Origin of the sequence: Pseudomonas sp. LBUM920 (genome assembly GCF_003852315.1) — a bacterium.
GTDB lineage: Bacteria > Pseudomonadota > Gammaproteobacteria > Pseudomonadales > Pseudomonadaceae > Aquipseudomonas.
Map to the genome: position 1 here is coordinate 74,052 of NZ_CP027762.1, position 17,435 is coordinate 91,486.

Here is a 17,435-nt window from a genome sequence, read left to right on the forward strand (position 1 = left end):
AAGTCTACACCCCTCGACGGGGCAGGACAAAACTCAGCAGAAAGAGGGCGGCCGCCGTGACGACAATCGACGGGCCGGCTGGCGTGTCCTTGAACCACGACAGCGCCAGGCCCCCGCACACTGCAAGCATGCCCAACAGGCTGGCGCCGACGGCCATTTGCTCGGGTGAGCGCGCATGGCGTTGGGCGGCGGCTGCGGGAATGATCAGCAGCGAGGTGATCAACAATACGCCGACAATCTTCATCGCGACAGCAATCACCACCGCGATCAACAGCATCAGGGTCATGCGCAGCGCCGGCACGGGCAAACCTTCCACCGTGGCCAGTTCTTCATGCACGGTGATTGCCAGCAGTGGGCGCCACAGGGCCACCAGCAAGAGCAGCACCGCAGCGCTGCCACCGAGTATCCACGCAAGGTCTGTAGGGCTGATCGCCAGCAGGTCGCCGAACAGGTAGGCCATCAAGTCGATGCGCACTTCATGCATAAAGCTCAGCACCACCAGGCCCAGGGACAGCGTGCTCGGCGCCAGGATTCCCAGCAGTGTGTCGGAGGCCAGCGGTTGGCGCTGTTGCAGGGTCACCAGCAGCACGGCCAGCAGCAGGCAGCCCACGGTGACGGCGATGGTCGGGCTCACGTCCAGCAAAAAGCCCATGGCCACGCCCAACAGCGCGGCATGCGACAACGTGTCGCCAAAATAGGCCATGCGCCGCCACACCACAAACGAGCCCAACGGGCCCGCCACCAGCGCCAGAGCCAAGCCTGCCAGCAGGGCGTAGAGCAGAAAATCAGCCATGCTTGCAGCTATCTCCATGAACGTGTGTATGAGGGGTGGCGGGGTCGTCAACCACGGCGCCGTGCAAATCATGGGCGTGGTCGTGATGGTGGTGGTAGATCGCCAGGCTCGGGGCATTTTTGCCGAACAACTCGACAAACGCCGGGTCGCTACTGACTTGTTCCGGGTGGCCGGAGCAGCAAACGTGGCGGTTGAGGCATACCACCTGATCGGTGGTGCTCATGACCAGGTGCAGGTCGTGGGAGACCATCAATACGCCGCAGCCGTGGCGGTCACGCAGGCGGGTAATCAGGCTGTACAGCTCGGCCTGGCCGGCAACGTCAACGCCTTGCACGGGTTCATCGAGCACCAGCAGTTCAGGCTCGCGCAGCAAGGCGCGGGCCAGCAGCACGCGCTGCATTTCGCCGCCGGAGATGCTTTGCACCGGGCTGTCGATCACCTGTTCGGCACCGACTTCCTTGAGCGCAGCCTGCGCGCGGGTGCGGTCTACACCGGGCACCAGGCGCAAAAAACGCAGCACGGACAGCGGCAGTGTCGGGTCGACGTGCAATTTTTGCGGCATGTAACCGACGCGCAGCTTGGGCTTGCGCCATACGCTGCCACTGTCCGGCTTCAATAAACCGAGTACTGCGCGCACCAGCGTAGTCTTGCCGGCGCCATTGGGGCCGATCAGCGTGACGATCTGGCCCGGCTCGACGCTCAGCGCGATGTTATCCAGCACGTTTTGCCCGGCGAACGTGACACCGACCCCTTCGAGGCGGATTAACGCAGTGCTCATCAAGCCCCCTGGCAACCCGAGCAGAGCCCGACCACTTCGACCGTTTGCCCTTCTACCCTGAAGCCGACATCGGCCGAGCTTTTGATGATGGCGTCGCTGATGCTTTTTTGTTCAAGCTCGATGGCGGCATGGCACTCGCGGCAAATCAGGAACTGGCCCTGATGCGCGTGTTCCGGGTGGTTGCAGCCAACAAAGGCATTGAGCGAGGCGATGCGGTGCACCAGGCCGTTTTCCAGCAGGAAATCCAGCGCGCGGTACACCGTCGGCGGCGCGGCGCGGCGGCCGTCCTGCTCGCTGAGCACGCCAAGAATGTCGTAGGCGCCCAGCGGCTTGTGGCTTTGCCACACCAGTTCCAGCACCCGGCGACGCAGCGCGGTCAGGCGCAGGCCCTTCTGTGCGCACAGGGTATCGGCCTCCGACAGCGCGGTGTGCACGCAGTGAGAGTGGTCGTGGGGGCGGCTGGCAATGGGTGTTTTAGGCATGAGCGGCGACAGACATTTGATAGAGACGTTATTATGTTACCCGTTCCTACGTCATTGAGTGGTCATCGTGTCCCGACTTTTTCCCGTTTTTGTCGTATTTGTCACCAGTTTGTTCATTGCTGGGGCCGCTCAGGCCGAGGTCAAGGTACTGACGAGCATCAAGCCGTTGCAGTTGATTGCCGCGGCTGTGCAGGACGGTGTGGCCATTCCCGAGGTGTTGTTGCCGCCCGGGGCATCTCCGCACAACTACGCCTTGCGTCCATCCGACGTACGACGCGTGCAGTCGGTGGACCTGCTTTATTGGATCGGCCCGGACATGGAAAGCTTTCTGCCACGCGTGCTTAAAGGCCGAAGCCTGCCGACCGTGGCGGTGCAGGATCTTGCGGGGATGAAATTGCGGCGTTTCGCCGAAGATAGTCACTCGCACGCCGATGATGCAGATGAACATGACCATGATCACCGCCCAGGCAGCCTGGATGCGCACTTGTGGTTGTCGACGGTCAATGCTCGGGTGATTGCGGCGCGCATGGCGGCTGATCTGAGCGCTGCCGACCCGGCCAATGCTGCGCGTTACCAGAGCAACGTGCAGGCATTCGATGAGCGTCTGGATGCGTTGGATGCCCGTTTGAAAGCGCGCTTGGCGAGTGTGGGCGACAAACCTTACTTCGTGTTCCACGAGGCCTTTGATTATTTCGAAGACGCTTACGGGCTAAAGCACACTGGTGTGTTCAGCGTGGCCGCCGAAGTGCAGCCAGGCGCCCAGCACGTGGCAGCAATGCGTACACGGCTGCAGGAAGTCGGCAAGACCTGTGTATTCAGCGAGCCTCCGCTGCGTCCGCGATTGGCTGAGACGTTGGTGGCTGGGTTGCCGGTGAAGTTGGCGGAATTGGATGCATTGGGTGGTTACACCCCGGCCACGGCGCAGGGTTACGAGCAGGTATTGGAGAAATTGGGGAATGACCTGGCTGGGTGCCTGGAGTCGTTGTAATAGCCGACACAGAACCACTGTGTGAGCGGGCATGTGTGGGAGCGGGCTTGCTCGCGAATGGGAGTGTCAGTCAATACCTCTATTACTGATCCACCGCATTCGCGAGCAAGCCCGCTCCCACAATTTCTGACCACGTGCAGCTTTAGAGCGCGAACGGCAGGTGGACGCTGACTTGCTGACGCTGCGCCAGCCGATGCTCGAACTCTGCAGGGTCATGAATCAACACGTCCTGCCCGGCAAACGACTCCGCCGCGATCAGGCGTGACAGCCAGAAGCGCACACACGCTACCCGCAGCATCGTTGGCCACAACTCCGCTTCCTTGGCCGTGAACGGCCGCAGGCCCGCGTAGGCACCTAGCAGCGCACGGGCGCGTTGCCCATCAATCACGCCGTCGGCGTCCGAACACCAGTCATTCAAGGCGATCGCCACGTCGTACAGCATCGGGCCTGAGCAAGCGTTGTAAAAGTCGATCAGCCCGGTCAGGTGCGTGCCTTCGAACATCGCATTATCGCGGAACAGATCGGCGTGAACGTTGGCGCGTGGCAGTGCGAGGATTTGAGCCTTGTGGGCTTCGATCTCGCTCAGCGCCTCTTTCAGCAGGCGCTGCTGCGCGTCGTTAAGGTGCGAAATCAGCTGCGCACCTTCGGTGAGCATCCAGTCCAGCCCTCGATCAGTCTTGCGCTCCAGCACTTTCTCGCCTTGAGTCGCCAGGTGCAAATGGCCGAGCAGGTCGCCAACCTGGGCGCAATGCTGTGCGTTGGCTTCCTTGATGTGCTTGCCGGCCAGGCGAGGTTGCAGCAGCGCCGGTTTGCCCTTCAATTCGTGCAAGGCCACGCCGTCGGTGGTGCGCAGCGCATAGGGCACCGGCAAGTCAGCGTCATGGAGCACGTCGAGCAGTTCGATGAAAAACGGCATTTCTGCGACTGGGCCGCGCTCAACCAGGGTCAGGACGAATTCGCCCTGTTCCAGGCTTATGAAGAAGTTGGTGTTTTCGCTACCGGCGGCAATCCCCTGGAAATCAAGCAGGCGGCCGAGCCCGTAAGGGGCGAGAAAGGTTTCCAGCTCGGGCCGAGCCAGCGGGGTGAACACAGACATGGTTAAAACTGCCAGTACGGGCGCCGCGAGGGGCGGCGCCAATTTAAGTTAAGAAATCATTTCCATTCGAAGATCTTCCATGACGGGATCAGCATATTCGGCTGGTCAGAACGGATGAAGTTTGCATCGGATCCGTCCGCGCGCACCAGGAAATACGGCGGCGCGCCCTTCACGGTGACCTTGATCGCGTACAGGAAACCGTTTTGGCGGTACTCCTGGATGGTCCTGTCACCTTCGGTGCGGATCGTGACTTCCGGGTCTCCCGAGGGTGCGCTGTCAGCTGCCGTGGCGGCCAGCGGCAAGAACGCAATCAAGCCGGTCAACAACAGTCGATTTACTGTACGCATGATAACCTTGTCCCTTTGTCGTCATTGGTCCGGCTATTCTAGCGCCTGACCCGCCGAAAAGGTTGATCCTGCTCATGAGCCAAGCCCCCCTCGTCCTGGTGGACGGTTCTTCTTATCTGTACCGCGCCTTTCACGCGCTGCCACCGCTGACCACCTCCAAAGGCCTGCCAACCGGTGCGGTCAAGGGCGTGTTGAACATGCTCAAAAGCCTGCGCAGGCAGTACCCGGACAGCCCGTTCGCCGTCGTGTTCGACGCCAAGGGCGGGACCTTCCGCGATGAGATGTTCGCCGAATACAAGGCCAACCGCCCGAGCATGCCCGATGACATGCGCCTGCAAATCGAGCCGCTGCACCAAAGCGTCATTGCGCTGGGCTTCCCGCTGCTGTGCGTCGAAGGCGTCGAGGCTGATGACGTCATCGGCACTTTGGCCCGCAGCAGTGCGGCGGCAGACCGCCCGGTGGTGATTTCTACTGGCGACAAGGACATGGCGCAGTTGGTCGACGGGCACATTACCTTGGTCAACACCATGACCGGTAGCGCGATGGACATTGAGGGCGTGAAGGAGAAATTCGGTGTCGCTCCCGAGCAGATCATCGATTACCTGGCGCTGATGGGCGATTCGTCCGACAACATCCCGGGCGTTCCGGGCATTGGCCCGAAGACCGCGTCCGGCTTGCTCGTAGGCGTGAATGGCGGCCTCAAAGAGCTTTATGAACAGCTGGATATCGTGCCGACCCTGCCGATTCGCGGGGCCAAGAATCTGCCGGCCAAGCTGGAAGAGCACAAGGAGATGGCGTTTCTGTCCTATCAACTGGCGACGATCAAAATCGACGTACCGCTGGATGTAGGCCTGGAAGATCTGCACCTGATCGAGCCTGACCGCGAAAAGCTGCTGGAGCTGTACACGCTGCTGGAGTTCAAGAGCTGGATTGATGAGATTCAGCGCGACGCCAAGCGTGTCGAGCTCAAGGCCTCGACCGAGGCGGCGCCGTCTGCCGAAACCGTCGTTGAGGTGGTAGCGGCCGCGCCGTTGGAGGCGTCCTACACGACCATCCTGGACCAGGCGACATTCGATAGCTGGCTGAAGAAACTCAACGACGCCAAGCTGTTCGCATTCGATACCGAAACCACCGGGATCGACGCGCAAAAAGCGCAGTTGGTCGGTGTTTCCTTCGCCGTGCAGCCCCATGAAGCCGCCTACATCCCGTTGACCCATTCCTACGTCGGTGCGCCCGAACAGTTGGATCGCGACACGGTTCTGTTGGCGTTGAAGCCTCTGCTCGAAGACCCGACCAAACTCAAGGTCGGCCAGCACGCCAAGTTCGACATGAACATCCTGGCCAATTGCGCCATCGGTGGTGACCCTGCGCACGGCATCACCGTGCGCGGCATCGCCTTCGACACCATGCTTGAATCCTACGTGTTGAATTCCACCGCAACCCGGCACGACATGGACAGCCTGGCCAAGAAGTACCTGGACTACGACACTGTCAGCTTCCAGGACATCGCCGGCAGAGGCGCCAAGCAACTGACATTCGACCAGATCGCGCTTGAGCAGGCTGGCCCGTACGCGGCTGAAGATGCGGATATAACGCTGCGCCTGCACCAGGCGTTGCATGCACAGCTGGCAGCCATACCGAGCCTGGCCAGTGTGCTGACGGATATCGAAATCCCGTTGGTGCCGGTGCTGGCGCGTATCGAGCGCCAGGGCGCGTTTGTGGATAAGGACCTGCTGGGCATCCAGAGCATCGAGCTGGGTAACAAGATGGTTGAGCTGGAGCGCCAGGCGTTCGAGATCGCCGGTGAAGAATTCAACCTGGGTTCGCCCAAGCAGCTCGGGGCGATTCTCTACGAAAAGCTCGGCTTGCCGGTGCTGAAAAAGACGGGCAAGGGGCAGGCGTCCACGGCCGAGGAAGTACTGGCCAAGTTGGCCGAAGACGATTTCCTGCTGCCAAAAGTGCTGATGCAGTACCGCAGCATGAGTAAGCTGAAAAGCACCTACACCGATCGACTGCCCGAGCAGATCAACCCGCGTACCGGGCGTATTCACACCTCTTATCACCAGGCTGTGGCGGCGACTGGACGCTTGTCTTCGAGCGATCCGAACCTGCAGAACATTCCGGTGCGAACCGCTGAAGGGCGGCGAATTCGCCAGGCGTTTGTCGCGCCCAAGGGCTACAAGCTGCTGGCGGCGGACTATTCGCAGATCGAGCTGCGGATCATGGCGCACTTGTCCAAGGACGAGGGCTTGATGAACGCGTTCCGCAACGATTTGGACGTGCACACCGCTACAGCGGCTGAGGTGTTCAAGGTTGAGTTGGCTGAGGTCAGTTCCAACCAGCGTCGCAGTGCCAAGGCGATCAACTTTGGCCTGATCTACGGCATGGGCGCGCAGAAGCTTGGCAAGGATATCGGCGTCGATACCAAGACCGCCAAGGCGTATATCGACGTGTATTTCGCGCGCTACCCTGGCGTTCGCGAGTACATGGAGCGCACGCGGGCCCAAGCGGCCGACCAAGGCTATGTAGAAACCTTCTTCGGGCGTCGGCTGTACTTGCCGGATATCAATTCCAACAAGCCTCAGGAGCGCGCGGCGGCCGAGCGCACGGCGATCAACGCGCCGATGCAGGGCACCGCGGCTGACATCATCAAGAAGGCCATGGTGTTGGTGGATAACTGGCTGACCGAGTCGGGCCTGGATGCCAAGGTCATCCTGCAAGTGCACGATGAACTGGTGCTTGAGGTGCGCGAGGACTTGGTTGCGCAAGTCAGCGAGAAGATCCGCGAGCACATGAGCGCAGCGGCCAAGCTGGATGTACCGTTGGTCGTGGACGTAGGCGTGGGCGATAACTGGGACGAGGCGCACTGATTTCGCGGCTCTGCCACTGCCGGGGGTGGTGGCAGAGCGCTTTAGATCGGAAACCGGTGTCAGTTATTTCCAATAGTTTTTTTAAGCTGCCGGAACTTAACCTGTGAACTGCTACTCAGAGTTACTGAATGGGTGGTGAAGCCCTTCAATGCTCCTATGTTGTGTTAAGTGTTGGCAGATATCTGGACCCCGCCCTAGCGGTCCGGAACTTGGACCCCGAACTTCCCCTCCCCATACGAAGTCCGGGGTTTTTTTTGCCCGCAGAAAAGTTATTCCGCGACTTCAGCGCCCTTGTCCGCCAATTCCATCCAACCGGCCAACACCGTGTAGGCGTCTTCCAGGCCCATACGCTTGGGCGCGGAGAACAGCTGGATGGTGATTGCATCACCCCAACCCTTACGGATGTCGGACTGCACTTTGAGCAGGGTGTTCTTGGCTGCGCCGTAGGTCAGCTTGTCTGCCTTGGTCAGCAGGATATGCATCGGCATGCCGCTGGCGACGGCCCAATCGAGCATCAGCAGGTCGAAGTCGGTCATTGGATGACGGATGTCCATCATCAAAATCAAACCCTTCAAACTCTCCCGGCCACCCAGGTAAGCCTCCAGGTGACGCTGCCAGTGCAGCTTCAACGGGATAGGTACTTTTGCGTAACCGTAGCCCGGCAGGTCGACCAGACGCCGATCATCGTCTAGCTTGAAGAAATTGAGAAGTTGCGTGCGGCCCGGGGTTTTCGAGGTGCGTGCCAGGCTGGCGTGGGTCAGGGTGTTCAGCGCGCTGGACTTGCCGGCGTTGGAACGACCGGCAAAGGCGACTTCAAAGCCTTCGTCATCGGGGCATTGGTCTACTTTGGCGGCGCTGAGCATGAAGGTGGACTGTTGGCACAGGCCGAGGATGGGATTCTTGAGTTGCATGAGATTTCCGATGTGGGCGGTGCCGAAAAAAGGGTGCGGCAAGCGGTGTCGTTTCCGTTTCAGTAGCGCCAGTATATAATGCCGCAGATTTTGTGTGTGCTTTGTCCCAGCGAAGGATGAGGTTCACGGGAGCGAAAGACCTTCATTGCGCATTAGAACGCAAAACGCTCTCAAACCCTGAAAAGGTCGATGTATGACCCGATGGTTGCTCGCTTTTGGTGTCCTGATTCCGCTTTACGGCGCTCAGGCTACACAGGATCCGGAGGCGGTGTACAACCGAGTTTGCGTAGCTTGCCATGCCGGCCAGCTGTCTAATGCCCCTAAACGGGGTGACCAGGCAGCCTGGCAGCCAAGACTGGCCAAGGGGATGGACACGTTGGTGCAACACGTAACCAGGGTTTCAAGGCGATGCCGCCGCGTGGTTTGTGCATGGACTGCAGTACTGAGGATTACCAGGCCATCATTGAATTGATGGTGAGTAAACCCGGTAGATAACTCTTAAACCCTTAGCCGTAGTTGGATTAGCTGATGAACAAACTGATCGTGAGTCTGCTGTTGACCTTGGGCATCACCGGTGTTGCCCATGCTGCAGGCGACGCTACAGCGGGTCAGGCGAAAGCCGCCGTGTGTGGTGCTTGCCATGGACCGGATGGCAATAGCCCGGCACCAAACTTCCCCAAACTCGCCGGCCAGGGTGAACGTTACCTGACCAAGCAGATGCACGACATCAAGGACGGCAAGCGCACGGTGCTGGAAATGACCGGCCTGCTGACCAACCTCAGTGATCAAGACCTGGCGGACATCGCGGCGTATTTTGCCAGCCAGAAAGGCAGTGTGGGAGCTGCCGATCCGAAACTGGTGGAAAAAGGCCAAGCGTTGTTCCGCGGTGGCAAGCTCGCCGAAGACCAGCCTATCGGCGGCATGCCAGCGTGCAAGGCTTGCCATATTCCGGACGGCGGCGGTGTCGCAGCGGCGGGCTTCCCTCACCTGAGTGGTCAACATGCTCAGTACACGGCCAAGCAATTGAAGGATTTTCGCGAGAAGGTTCGCTATATCGATGGCGACGCGGGTAACAAAATGATGACTGATATTGCGGCCAAGCTTTCGGATAAAGACATCGAAGCGCTGTCCAGCTACATCCAAGGCCTGCACTGATCCGGGCAGGACGTTAACGCTCGATTAATCCGTCGATGCAAGCATAAAAAGGGTGGCTTAGGCCGCCCTTTTTTGTGGCCGGTGCCGTTACACTAACGAACTCATGCCCGCGTAGACCTGTCACACCTAAAGGTCGCGTGAGGCGACTTTATTTGTCCAGGAGTAAAGCATGCGTAATCTGATCCTCAGCGCCGCTCTCGTCACTGCCAGCCTCTTTGGCATGACCGCACAAGCTGCCGATAATGTGCCGCTTGAAGCCGGTAAAACCTACGTTGAATTGGCCAACCCGGTGCCGGTTTCGGTGCCAGGCAAGATCGAAGTCGTGGAGCTGTTCTGGTATGGCTGCCCGCATTGCTATGCTTTTGAGCCGGTCATCAATCCGTGGGTCGAGAAGCTGCCTGAGGATGTGAATTTCAAACGCGTCCCAGCGTTGTTCGGCGGCCCATGGGATGCTCATGGTCAACTCTTCATCACGCTGGACACCATGGGTGTAGAGCACAAAGTGCACGCAGCGGTGTTCAATGCCATTCAGAAAGAAGGCAAGCGCCTGGTCAAACCTGAAGACATGGCTGATTTCGTCGCCACTCAGGGCGTCGATAAAACCAAATTCCTTGAAACGTTCAACTCGTTCGCTGTGAAGGGCAAGATGGCCCAATACAAAGAGCTCGCCCAGAAGTACGGCGTACAAGGCGTACCTACGCTGATCGTCAACGGTAAATACCGTTTCGACATCGGCAGTGCTGGTGGCGAAGAGCAAGCGCTGAACGTTGCCGACCAACTGATCGCCAAAGAGCGCGCAGCCAAGTAAGGGGCCTACCATGCGCCGCTGGGGTACTGAACGTGTCGTTGGCCTGCATGATGCGAAGGTCAACGAGCATCACCTGGAATCCACAGGCCTTCCGGCAGATAGCCGCTTGCGCTTGCTCAGCTTCAATATTCAGGTGGGCATCAGCACTGAAAAGTATCGGCACTACCTCACCCGTGGCTGGCAGCATTTGCTGCCCCACAATGGGCGTGCCGTTAACCTGCAAAAAATCGGCAACCTGCTGAACGACTTCGATTTGGTCGCCCTGCAGGAAGCTGACGGCGGCAGCATACGCTCCGGCTACATCAACCAGGTGGAACACCTGGCGCAGCTCGGTGCGTTCCCGTACTGGTATCAGCAACTCAACCGCAACCTCGGGCGTCTGGCGCAGCATAGCAATGGCGTGCTCAGCCGCTTGAAGCCGACTGCCATCGAAGATCACCCCTTGCCAGGCCCCAAAGGGCGCGGGGCGATCCTCGTGCGTTTCGGCGAAGGCCCCGAAGCCTTGGTGGTGGTGATGATGCACCTGGCACTCGGGGGGCGTACGCGCAACCTGCAGCTCGCTTATATTCGTGAATTAATTGGCAACTACAAGCACCAGGTACTGATGGGTGACATGAATACCCATGCCAACGACCTGCTGCAGAATTCCCCCTTGAGGGACCTCGGGTTGCTGGCGCCGCAAGTCGAAGCCACGTTCCCCAGTTGGCGCCCGCAACGCTGTCTCGACCACATCCTGCTCAGTCCGACACTCACACTCGAAAGTGTTCAAGTACTGGCGCAGCCCATCTCCGATCACCTGCCCGTCGCGGTAGAGATTCGTCTGCCGGGTTCGCTTACGGCTGATGCATTACCCGCGTTGAGCCCAGGCCCTCGCGGACCCCTTGCATGAGCGACGACGCCCAGCGCTGGAAAGAGAAATACCTGAAAAGCGTCGAGCAGCAAGACAAGCTCGAACGTCGCTGGGCTGCCCGCCTCGACTTGTTACGTCGAGGCCTGGTGCGCAGCACGCTGGCGGCTGAGGGCACCGATCGCGCGGTTGACCAATGCATGAAAGAGATGCGCGACGTCGTGCGTACCGACGACATGGACGCCGCCCTCGCAGCCCTGCTGCCGCGCCTGGAAAAGGCCGTGCTGGATTCAGAACAGCGCCGCGAAACCCGGGTCGACCAGATCAGCACTGCGCTCACGGCCCTGGTCGCGCAGTTGCAAAAGCTGCCGCTGCCGCGTGAAGTCGCGCGCCCGCTGAAAACCTTTGCCAAGCAACTGGAGGGGCGAGTCGGCCAGGCACGCGAGATTCCATTGTTGCTCAGCGAGCTGAGCAGCCTGCAAGGGCAGGCGCTGAATAACCTGGATTCGGATGGCGAAACCCCGCGCCCTGGACCGGGTTTGCTGCAACGCCTGTTTGGCGCGAAAGAGGGTTCGAATGAAGCGCCGGTGGTTGAAGCTACACCAGCGCCGGCTGCGCCAAAATCCACGGCGCCCAAGCTCGCCCCTGAGCCTCAGGAACCGGAGCAATCCGAAGAACTGACACAAGCCTTGCGCGCCTTTGCGCCACTGCCGAAAACGCCGGCAGCGTCACAACCCGAACACGTTGTGCCTGTAAAAGTGGCGGAGGTTGCCGGCGAAACCTTTGCCTTCGAGGCACCGGCTGCAGAGGGGCCTGTCGAGGTGCCTGAACCTGAAGCGGTGGAGGTGCTGGTAGAAGAAACCGCCCCAGAAAGCGCACTTGCCGCCTTTATCGAAGAGGCGCAGGTCGAGGTCGACACTCCAAACGAAACCGCCATTGGCAGCTTGTCGCTCCCGCCTGTGCTGGAAGGTCTGGAGCCTGACCCCGATGCGTTGGAATCGGATGGCGTCTACGCACTGCCCGACTCGCCCGAACCTTCGTACAGCTCGGTTGCCAAGCACATCGAAGACACCTTGCTTGGCCTGTTGGAAGACCTGTCACTGCCCGAGCGTCACCGTCCCCAGGCTGAGGCCATGCGCGAACGCCTGGCTCATGGCTTGAACTGGTACGAACTGCTGCCGATTCTCGATGACTTGGCGGTGTTGATGCTGGCGATCACCGACAGTGGCCAGCACGAGTTCGAGGCTTACCTCAAACAGCTCAATGAGCGCCTCGAAGCGTTCCAGGGCCATCTGCAAGTAGCCAGTGATGGTCACGCTGACAGCCGCTCGGCCGCGCGCGAGCTGGACACGCAGATTCGTGAACAAGTCGACGGCCTGCAAAGCAGCGTGCAGGAGGCAGCCGACCTTGACAGCCTCAAGCACGTGCTAGAGAGCCACCTTGAAGGCTTGCTCGGCACCATGGATCAACATCAGCAGCAGCGTGATCAGCGAGAGCAGGAAGTGGCGGCGCGCCTCAAGGGGCTCGCTGAGCGGGTGGCGAATATGGAGCAGGAAGCCCAAGGGTATCGCGAGCATCTGGAAGTCCAGCGCCAGAAGGCGTTGATCGATCCGCTCACCGGCCTGCCCAACCGGGCAGCCTGGAGCGAGCGTCTGGACCACGAAGTCAACGCCTGGCACCAGCGCGGCAACAGCCTGTCGCTGGCCATGCTGGACCTTGATCACTTCAAGCGCGTCAACGACGGCTACGGACACTTGGCGGGCGACAAAGTGTTGAAGATCATCGCCAATGTGTTGCGCAAGTGCCTGCGCCCGACTGACTTTATCGCGCGGTTTGGCGGTGAAGAATTTGTATTGCTGATGCCTGACTCCGCTTTGTCGGACGCCTTGGGCGTGGGTGAGGTGTTGCGCGCGGCTATCGAGGCCTGCCCTTTCCATTTCAAGGGCGAACCGGTGACGATTACGGTGTCCATGGGTGTGGCGCAGTTCCAGCCGGGTGAGCGCAGTGACTTGGTGCTAAAGCGTGCCGACGAAGCGCTTTACCGAGCGAAAGCGGCGGGACGTAATCAGGTGCAGGCGGCGTAAAAGATGTTCCATTTTGTAATTTGACCGCTCAGGCACAATCCGTACGTTACACTGTTGCATTATCGTCTTCAGCGTAATGTCTTCTGCCATGAAATCCTTTTACCTCGCCTTCGTATTGCTCCTGCTCGCCGGCTGCGCGAGCGGCCCTCGCCTGGACACCAACCATCCTTCGCTCAATCACGACAATCGTGTGCAGTTCGTTGTCGTCCATTACACCTCCACCAACCTTGAACGCTCCCTGGCGCTATTGACGCATGGCCAGGTCAGCAGTCATTACCTGATCGGCGACGATGCTTCAGGCACCATCTATAAGCTGGTGGATGAGAGCCAACGCGCCTGGCACGCCGGAGAAAGCGAGTGGATGGGCCGTACGTGGCTCAACTCCAGCTCCATTGGTATCGAGATCGTCAACCCGGGTTATCGCGACACACCGACTGGCCGCGTCTGGTACCCGTATTCCGAGGCGCAGGTGCAGTCGTTGGTGGTGTTGCTCAAGGACATCAGCAAGCGTAATGGCATCGACCCCAAGAACATCATTGGTCATAGCGATATCGCGCCGTTGCGCAAGCTCGATCCGGGCCCGTTGTTCCCGTGGAAGCGCTTGGCAGCTGAGGGGCTGGGAGCTTGGCCGAATGCGCAGGCCGTCGCTCGATTCCAGATGCAGTACGCCGCTAACCTGCCGAGCATCACCTGGTTCCAGGAAGAGTTGGCGCGGTTGGGCTATCAGACACCACAGACCGGCGAGCTGGATGTTGCCACGCGGCATGTGATCGCGGCGTTCCAGATGCATTTCCGGCCATCGCTGTTTGATGGCACGCCGGATGCAGAAAGCGCTGCGATCCTGCGCGCACTGAATCGGAGTTAGGCGCTAAAGCGGCAGCGCCATGTAGAACTGCGTGCCCTGCCCCGGCCGCGAGTAGACGCCCATGCGCCCGCCGTGCAGTTGCACAATTTCCTTGCACAGCGCCAGCCCCAGGCCGGCGCCGCCTTTCTTGCGTCCAACCTGCACGAAAGGTTCGAAGATACGTCCTTGCTGGCCATAGGCGATACCTTCGCCGTTATCCTCGACGCTGATAATCACCCGTTCGCCATGACGGCGCGCCTGCAGGCGAATTTGCCCGCCATCGGCGGTATGTCGCAATGCATTGCCTAAAAGGTTGTCGAGTACGCGCTCAAGCTGGGCCTGGTCTGCGTACAGCCTGGGCAAGTCAGATTGGGCTTCCACCAGCAGTTCGATGTGCTGAGCATTTGCCAGCTCGGTAAATCGGGCTCGTGCATGCTCCAGCAGATCGGTGACATCGCACGGCCCTAGCGTGAGTTTTTGCAGGCCATTCTGGTAGCGCGAGAAGTTGAGCAAGTCGTTGATCAACTGCATCAAGCGCTGCATTTCTTCATTAACCGTATCCAGCAGGTCCGCTTCACGGGACTCTGCGGGAAACTTCGCGCGCTCGCGAAACAGCCCGAAGGCCATGTGCATACCGGTGACGGGCGTACGCAGTTCGTGGGAGGCCCGCAAGACGAATTCGCTACGCACGCGCTCGAAAGCGCGCTGCTCGGTCACATCGTGCAGCACCATCACCGCCCCAAGAATATGCCCCTGGGTATGACTGACTGGCGTCAGGCTGTAGGTCAGCAGGCGCAATTCGCCCTCGACCTCCACTTCCAAGTCCTCAGGTGCCCGCTCCAGGTTGCCGCCGCGCAGCACCAGTTGCAGCTGCTCATCCATTTCCGGGCGACCCAATGCTTCGCCCAAGCCCTGCCCCAACCGCGCCTCGTCCCAGCCCAGCTGGCGCTGTGCCACAGGATTTAGGTGCTCGAGGCGGCCTTGGCGGTCGATCATCAGCAGGCCATCGTCGATGCTGTCGAGCACCGCTTGCAGACGCTGCTGGCCGGCCAGCAGTTCGTCGACATTGGTTGCCTGATGCTGGCGCAACGCTTCGGCCATGATGCCGAAGCGGCGGGTCAACTGGTTCATCTCCGCGGCAGACGAGATGGGCAGCGTCACTTCGAAATCACCCTGCCCGATCTTGTCGGCGGCTTTGGCCAAGGCTTCGATGGGGCCACCAAAGCGTCGGGCGATACCGTGTGCAGTGATGAAGCCGATGATCAACACTGCCAGCCCGACCAGGCCCAGAAGACCGGCAATCAGCAGCGCCCGGTCGCGGGATTTGTGTTCACTCTCGTTGATATTCTCCAGCGCGTGCTTGTGCTCGGCGATCAGGCCATTGCGCAAGGCGTTGAAGGTTTCGGTCAGCTTCGGGTCTTTGCTATTTGCCAGTGGGCTTTGCTGGGCTTCGTCAAATGCCTTGAGGAAGTTCAGGTAGTCAATGCGTGCCTGGCTGAACCCGCTGAGCTTGCCGTCTTGCTGTTCATGGGCGATGCCCTCATCCAGCAAGGCGAAATATTGCTCTTTTGAAGTTTTCAGTACCTCGGGGTCCGGTTGCTCCTGCAGCATTAGGATCAACTGGTCACCCAGGGTCTGACGCAGCTTGAGGCCAAGGTCCAGGGTGATGAAGTTGCTGCGGATCAGTGACTCCTGGCTCTTGGCCATTTGCATGACACTGACCAGTCCCAGGACCAGTCCCAGCAGGGCGACGGTGATCAGCGCTGAGATACTCAGGAACAAACGAGTGCGCAGTTTCATCGCTAGCTTCATAGGGTACAGCTCACAAGTTGTACTGTTTACGTTTGCGGTACAGGGTCGACGCGTCGATACCGAGAGTGCGGGCCGCCTGGTCCAGCGTGTCACTGGTGGCGAGTACCGCGCCGATGTGGGCTTTCTCCAGCTCATCCAGGCTCAGTGCCGCACCAATGCGCGGTGCATTGTTGGTCGGCTGCTCGGCCATCCCGAGGTGGCTGATTTCAACCTTTTCCTGAGGGCAGATGATGCTGGCTCGCTCCACAACGTTTCGCAGTTCTCGGATGTTCCCCGGCCAGCGGTAGTTGAGCAGTGCTTCGCGCGCTTCATCGCTGAAGCCGCGTGCCGGTCGGGCGTATTCCTTGACGAAGCGCGCCAGGAAGCGGTCGGCCAACGTCAGAATGTCTTCACTGCGCTCACGCAGCGGTGGCAAGTGCAAGGTGATGACATTCAGGCGGTAGAGCAAATCTTCACGGAAGCGGCCGTCGCGCACCATGTCTTCCAGGTTGAGGTTGGTCGCCGCAAGAATGCGTACATCGGCGCGTCGGGTGACCGGGTCGCCCACGCGTTCGTATTCCTTGTCTTGAATGAAGCGCAGCAACTTTGGTTGCAAGGTGAGGGGAAAATCGCCGATTTCGTCGAGAAACAGCGTGCCGCCATCCGCCTGGTTGACTCGGCCCAAGGTGCTTTCGCTGGCACCGGTAAAGGCGCCGCGGCTGTGACCGAAGAGTTCGCTTTCCATCAGCTCTGCCGTCAGTGATGGGCAGTTAATGGTCACGCAGGACTTCTTCGAGCGCTTGCTCCAGCCGTGAATGGCGCGGGCCAACTCACCCTTACCTGTGCCTGATTCACCAAGGATCAAGATGTTGGCGTCGGTGCCCGCGACTTGGCGCGCGGTTTCCAGCACTACCATCATGGCCGGGCTGTGGGAGTCGAGGCCATCCTTTGGCTGGCGAACTTCGCCTTCCAGTGCTTCGAGGCGAGCGGAGAGTTGGCGCACTTCCAATTGCTTGGCGGTAGCGAGGCGCAGTTGGTCTGGGCTGCAGGGCTTGACTAGGTAATCGGCGGCGCCAGCCTGGATCGCGTCTACTGCGGTATCCACGGCCGAGTGTGCGGTCACAATCACCACGCGCATCCACGGCGCCTGGATGCGCATCTGCGCCAACACGTCCAGGCCATTGTCCTCGCCCAGGCGCAGGTCCAGGAAGCACAGGTCGAACACCTGGCGCTGCATCAGCGCATCCGCCTGCGCAGCGCTGTTGGCGGTGGCTACGGTGTAGCCTTCATCTTCCAGGCAGTAACGGAAGGTGCGAAGGATCGCGGATTCGTCATCCACTAAAAGAATGCGGCCTTGAAGTTCCTTGGCTGATTCCATCTGTCCCGCGCTCCCCTTAACTATGAATGATGGTGTTTAGTCCCGGAATAATCGGGCAAGTTGCATGGTTTATTCTGATCGATAAAAGCCATCTTCGCGCAGGTATCTGCACAACCTCCTACAAACGCGCGATTTGATGGCCTTTTCATGCCTAGTAGCCACTTCGGCAACGCTATTTCTCTTTTCGATCCCTTGACCCGACCACTGACCATCGTGCATTTCGCACGGCCTGGATAGGGGTATCGTGCAGGATGCTGGGCTGT

The 17,435-nt window shown here is 59.9% G+C and carries 15 protein-coding genes and 1 pseudogene; 8 read left to right on the forward strand and 8 right to left on the reverse strand.

All coding sequences use genetic code 11. The features are described from left to right. Window positions 1-4: 4 nt before the first annotated feature. From znuB to C4J83_RS00385, 3 genes are read right to left on the reverse strand one after another with little or no spacing between them, the layout of a single operon-like run. Window positions 5-793, reverse strand: coding sequence for a zinc ABC transporter permease subunit ZnuB (znuB, locus tag C4J83_RS00375; RefSeq protein WP_106576031.1), 789 nt, complete (start codon window positions 791-793; stop codon window positions 5-7). After that, entirely contained in the window at window positions 786-1,571 is a 786-nt protein-coding gene (gene znuC, locus C4J83_RS00380) for a zinc ABC transporter ATP-binding protein ZnuC (RefSeq protein WP_119741322.1), read from the reverse strand. The genes znuB and znuC overlap by 8 nt, the downstream gene beginning before the upstream one ends. After that, entirely contained in the window at window positions 1,571-2,053 is a 483-nt protein-coding gene (locus C4J83_RS00385) for a Fur family transcriptional regulator (protein ID WP_106576033.1), read from the reverse strand. Before C4J83_RS00385 ends, znuC begins: the two co-directional genes overlap by 1 nt. Before the next feature lie 58 nt (window positions 2,054-2,111). On the opposite strand from C4J83_RS00385, the gene C4J83_RS00390 reads away from it, so the two are divergent. After that, on the forward strand, window positions 2,112-3,041 hold the full coding sequence (locus C4J83_RS00390) for a zinc ABC transporter substrate-binding protein ZnuA (protein WP_119741324.1): 930 nt from the start codon (window positions 2,112-2,114) through the stop codon (window positions 3,039-3,041). Between the two features lie 142 nt (window positions 3,042-3,183). Here the strand turns inward: C4J83_RS00390 and C4J83_RS00395 are convergent, their stop codons facing one another. Both C4J83_RS00395 and C4J83_RS00400 read right to left on the reverse strand, forming a co-directional pair. Further along, window positions 3,184-4,137, reverse strand: coding sequence for a homoserine kinase (locus tag C4J83_RS00395; RefSeq protein WP_124416101.1), 954 nt, complete (start codon window positions 4,135-4,137; stop codon window positions 3,184-3,186). A 56-nt stretch (window positions 4,138-4,193) separates the two neighbouring features. Next, entirely contained in the window at window positions 4,194-4,484 is a 291-nt protein-coding gene (locus tag C4J83_RS00400; protein WP_124416102.1) for a DUF2782 domain-containing protein, read from the reverse strand. A gap of 74 nt (window positions 4,485-4,558) precedes the next feature. Between C4J83_RS00400 and polA the strand changes: the two genes are divergently transcribed. Then, the gene (gene polA / locus C4J83_RS00405; protein WP_124416103.1) at window positions 4,559-7,354 is read left to right on the forward strand and encodes a DNA polymerase I; all 2,796 of its coding nucleotides are present in this window, start codon (window positions 4,559-4,561) and stop codon (window positions 7,352-7,354) included. A gap of 269 nt (window positions 7,355-7,623) precedes the next feature. Here the strand turns inward: polA and yihA are convergent, their stop codons facing one another. Continuing rightward, on the reverse strand, window positions 7,624-8,265 hold the full coding sequence (gene yihA, locus C4J83_RS00410) for a ribosome biogenesis GTP-binding protein YihA/YsxC (RefSeq protein WP_106576038.1): 642 nt from the start codon (window positions 8,263-8,265) through the stop codon (window positions 7,624-7,626). A 193-nt stretch (window positions 8,266-8,458) separates the two neighbouring features. Between yihA and C4J83_RS00415 the strand changes: the two are divergent. From C4J83_RS00415 to C4J83_RS00440, 6 genes and pseudogenes are all read left to right on the forward strand, one after another. After that, window positions 8,459-8,760: pseudogene (locus C4J83_RS00415) on the forward strand (c-type cytochrome). A 33-nt stretch (window positions 8,761-8,793) separates the two neighbouring features. Further along, window positions 8,794-9,420: a c-type cytochrome gene (locus tag C4J83_RS00420; protein ID WP_106576039.1), complete on the forward strand. Its 627-nt coding sequence runs from the start codon at window positions 8,794-8,796 to the stop codon at window positions 9,418-9,420. Window positions 9,421-9,589: 169 nt separating this feature from the next. Beyond that, the gene (locus C4J83_RS00425; RefSeq protein WP_119741330.1) at window positions 9,590-10,228 is read left to right on the forward strand and encodes a thiol:disulfide interchange protein DsbA/DsbL; all 639 of its coding nucleotides are present in this window, start codon (window positions 9,590-9,592) and stop codon (window positions 10,226-10,228) included. 10 nt (window positions 10,229-10,238) lie between these two features. Then, window positions 10,239-11,117 carry an endonuclease/exonuclease/phosphatase family protein gene (locus C4J83_RS00430; protein ID WP_119741332.1) on the forward strand — a complete coding sequence of 293 codons (879 nt, stop codon included), beginning with the start codon at window positions 10,239-10,241 and terminating at the stop codon, window positions 11,115-11,117. Further along, a complete protein-coding gene (locus C4J83_RS00435) occupies window positions 11,114-13,159 on the forward strand; it encodes a GGDEF domain-containing protein (RefSeq protein WP_124416104.1) in 2,046 nt (681 codons plus the stop codon). The genes C4J83_RS00430 and C4J83_RS00435 overlap by 4 nt, the downstream gene beginning before the upstream one ends. An 88-nt stretch (window positions 13,160-13,247) precedes the next feature. Continuing rightward, window positions 13,248-14,024, forward strand: a complete 777-nt coding sequence (locus tag C4J83_RS00440; RefSeq protein WP_119741336.1) for an N-acetylmuramoyl-L-alanine amidase — start codon at window positions 13,248-13,250, stop codon at window positions 14,022-14,024. Between the two features lie 3 nt (window positions 14,025-14,027). Here the strand turns inward: C4J83_RS00440 and C4J83_RS00445 are convergent, their stop codons facing one another. After that, on the reverse strand, window positions 14,028-15,815 hold the full coding sequence (locus tag C4J83_RS00445; RefSeq protein ID WP_106576044.1) for a KinB sensor domain-containing domain: 1,788 nt from the start codon (window positions 15,813-15,815) through the stop codon (window positions 14,028-14,030). Window positions 15,816-15,825: 10 nt separating this feature from the next. Then, a complete protein-coding gene (gene algB / locus C4J83_RS00450) occupies window positions 15,826-17,172 on the reverse strand; it encodes a sigma-54-dependent response regulator transcription factor AlgB (protein ID WP_078740007.1) in 1,347 nt (448 codons plus the stop codon). Window positions 17,173-17,435 lie beyond the last annotated feature (263 nt).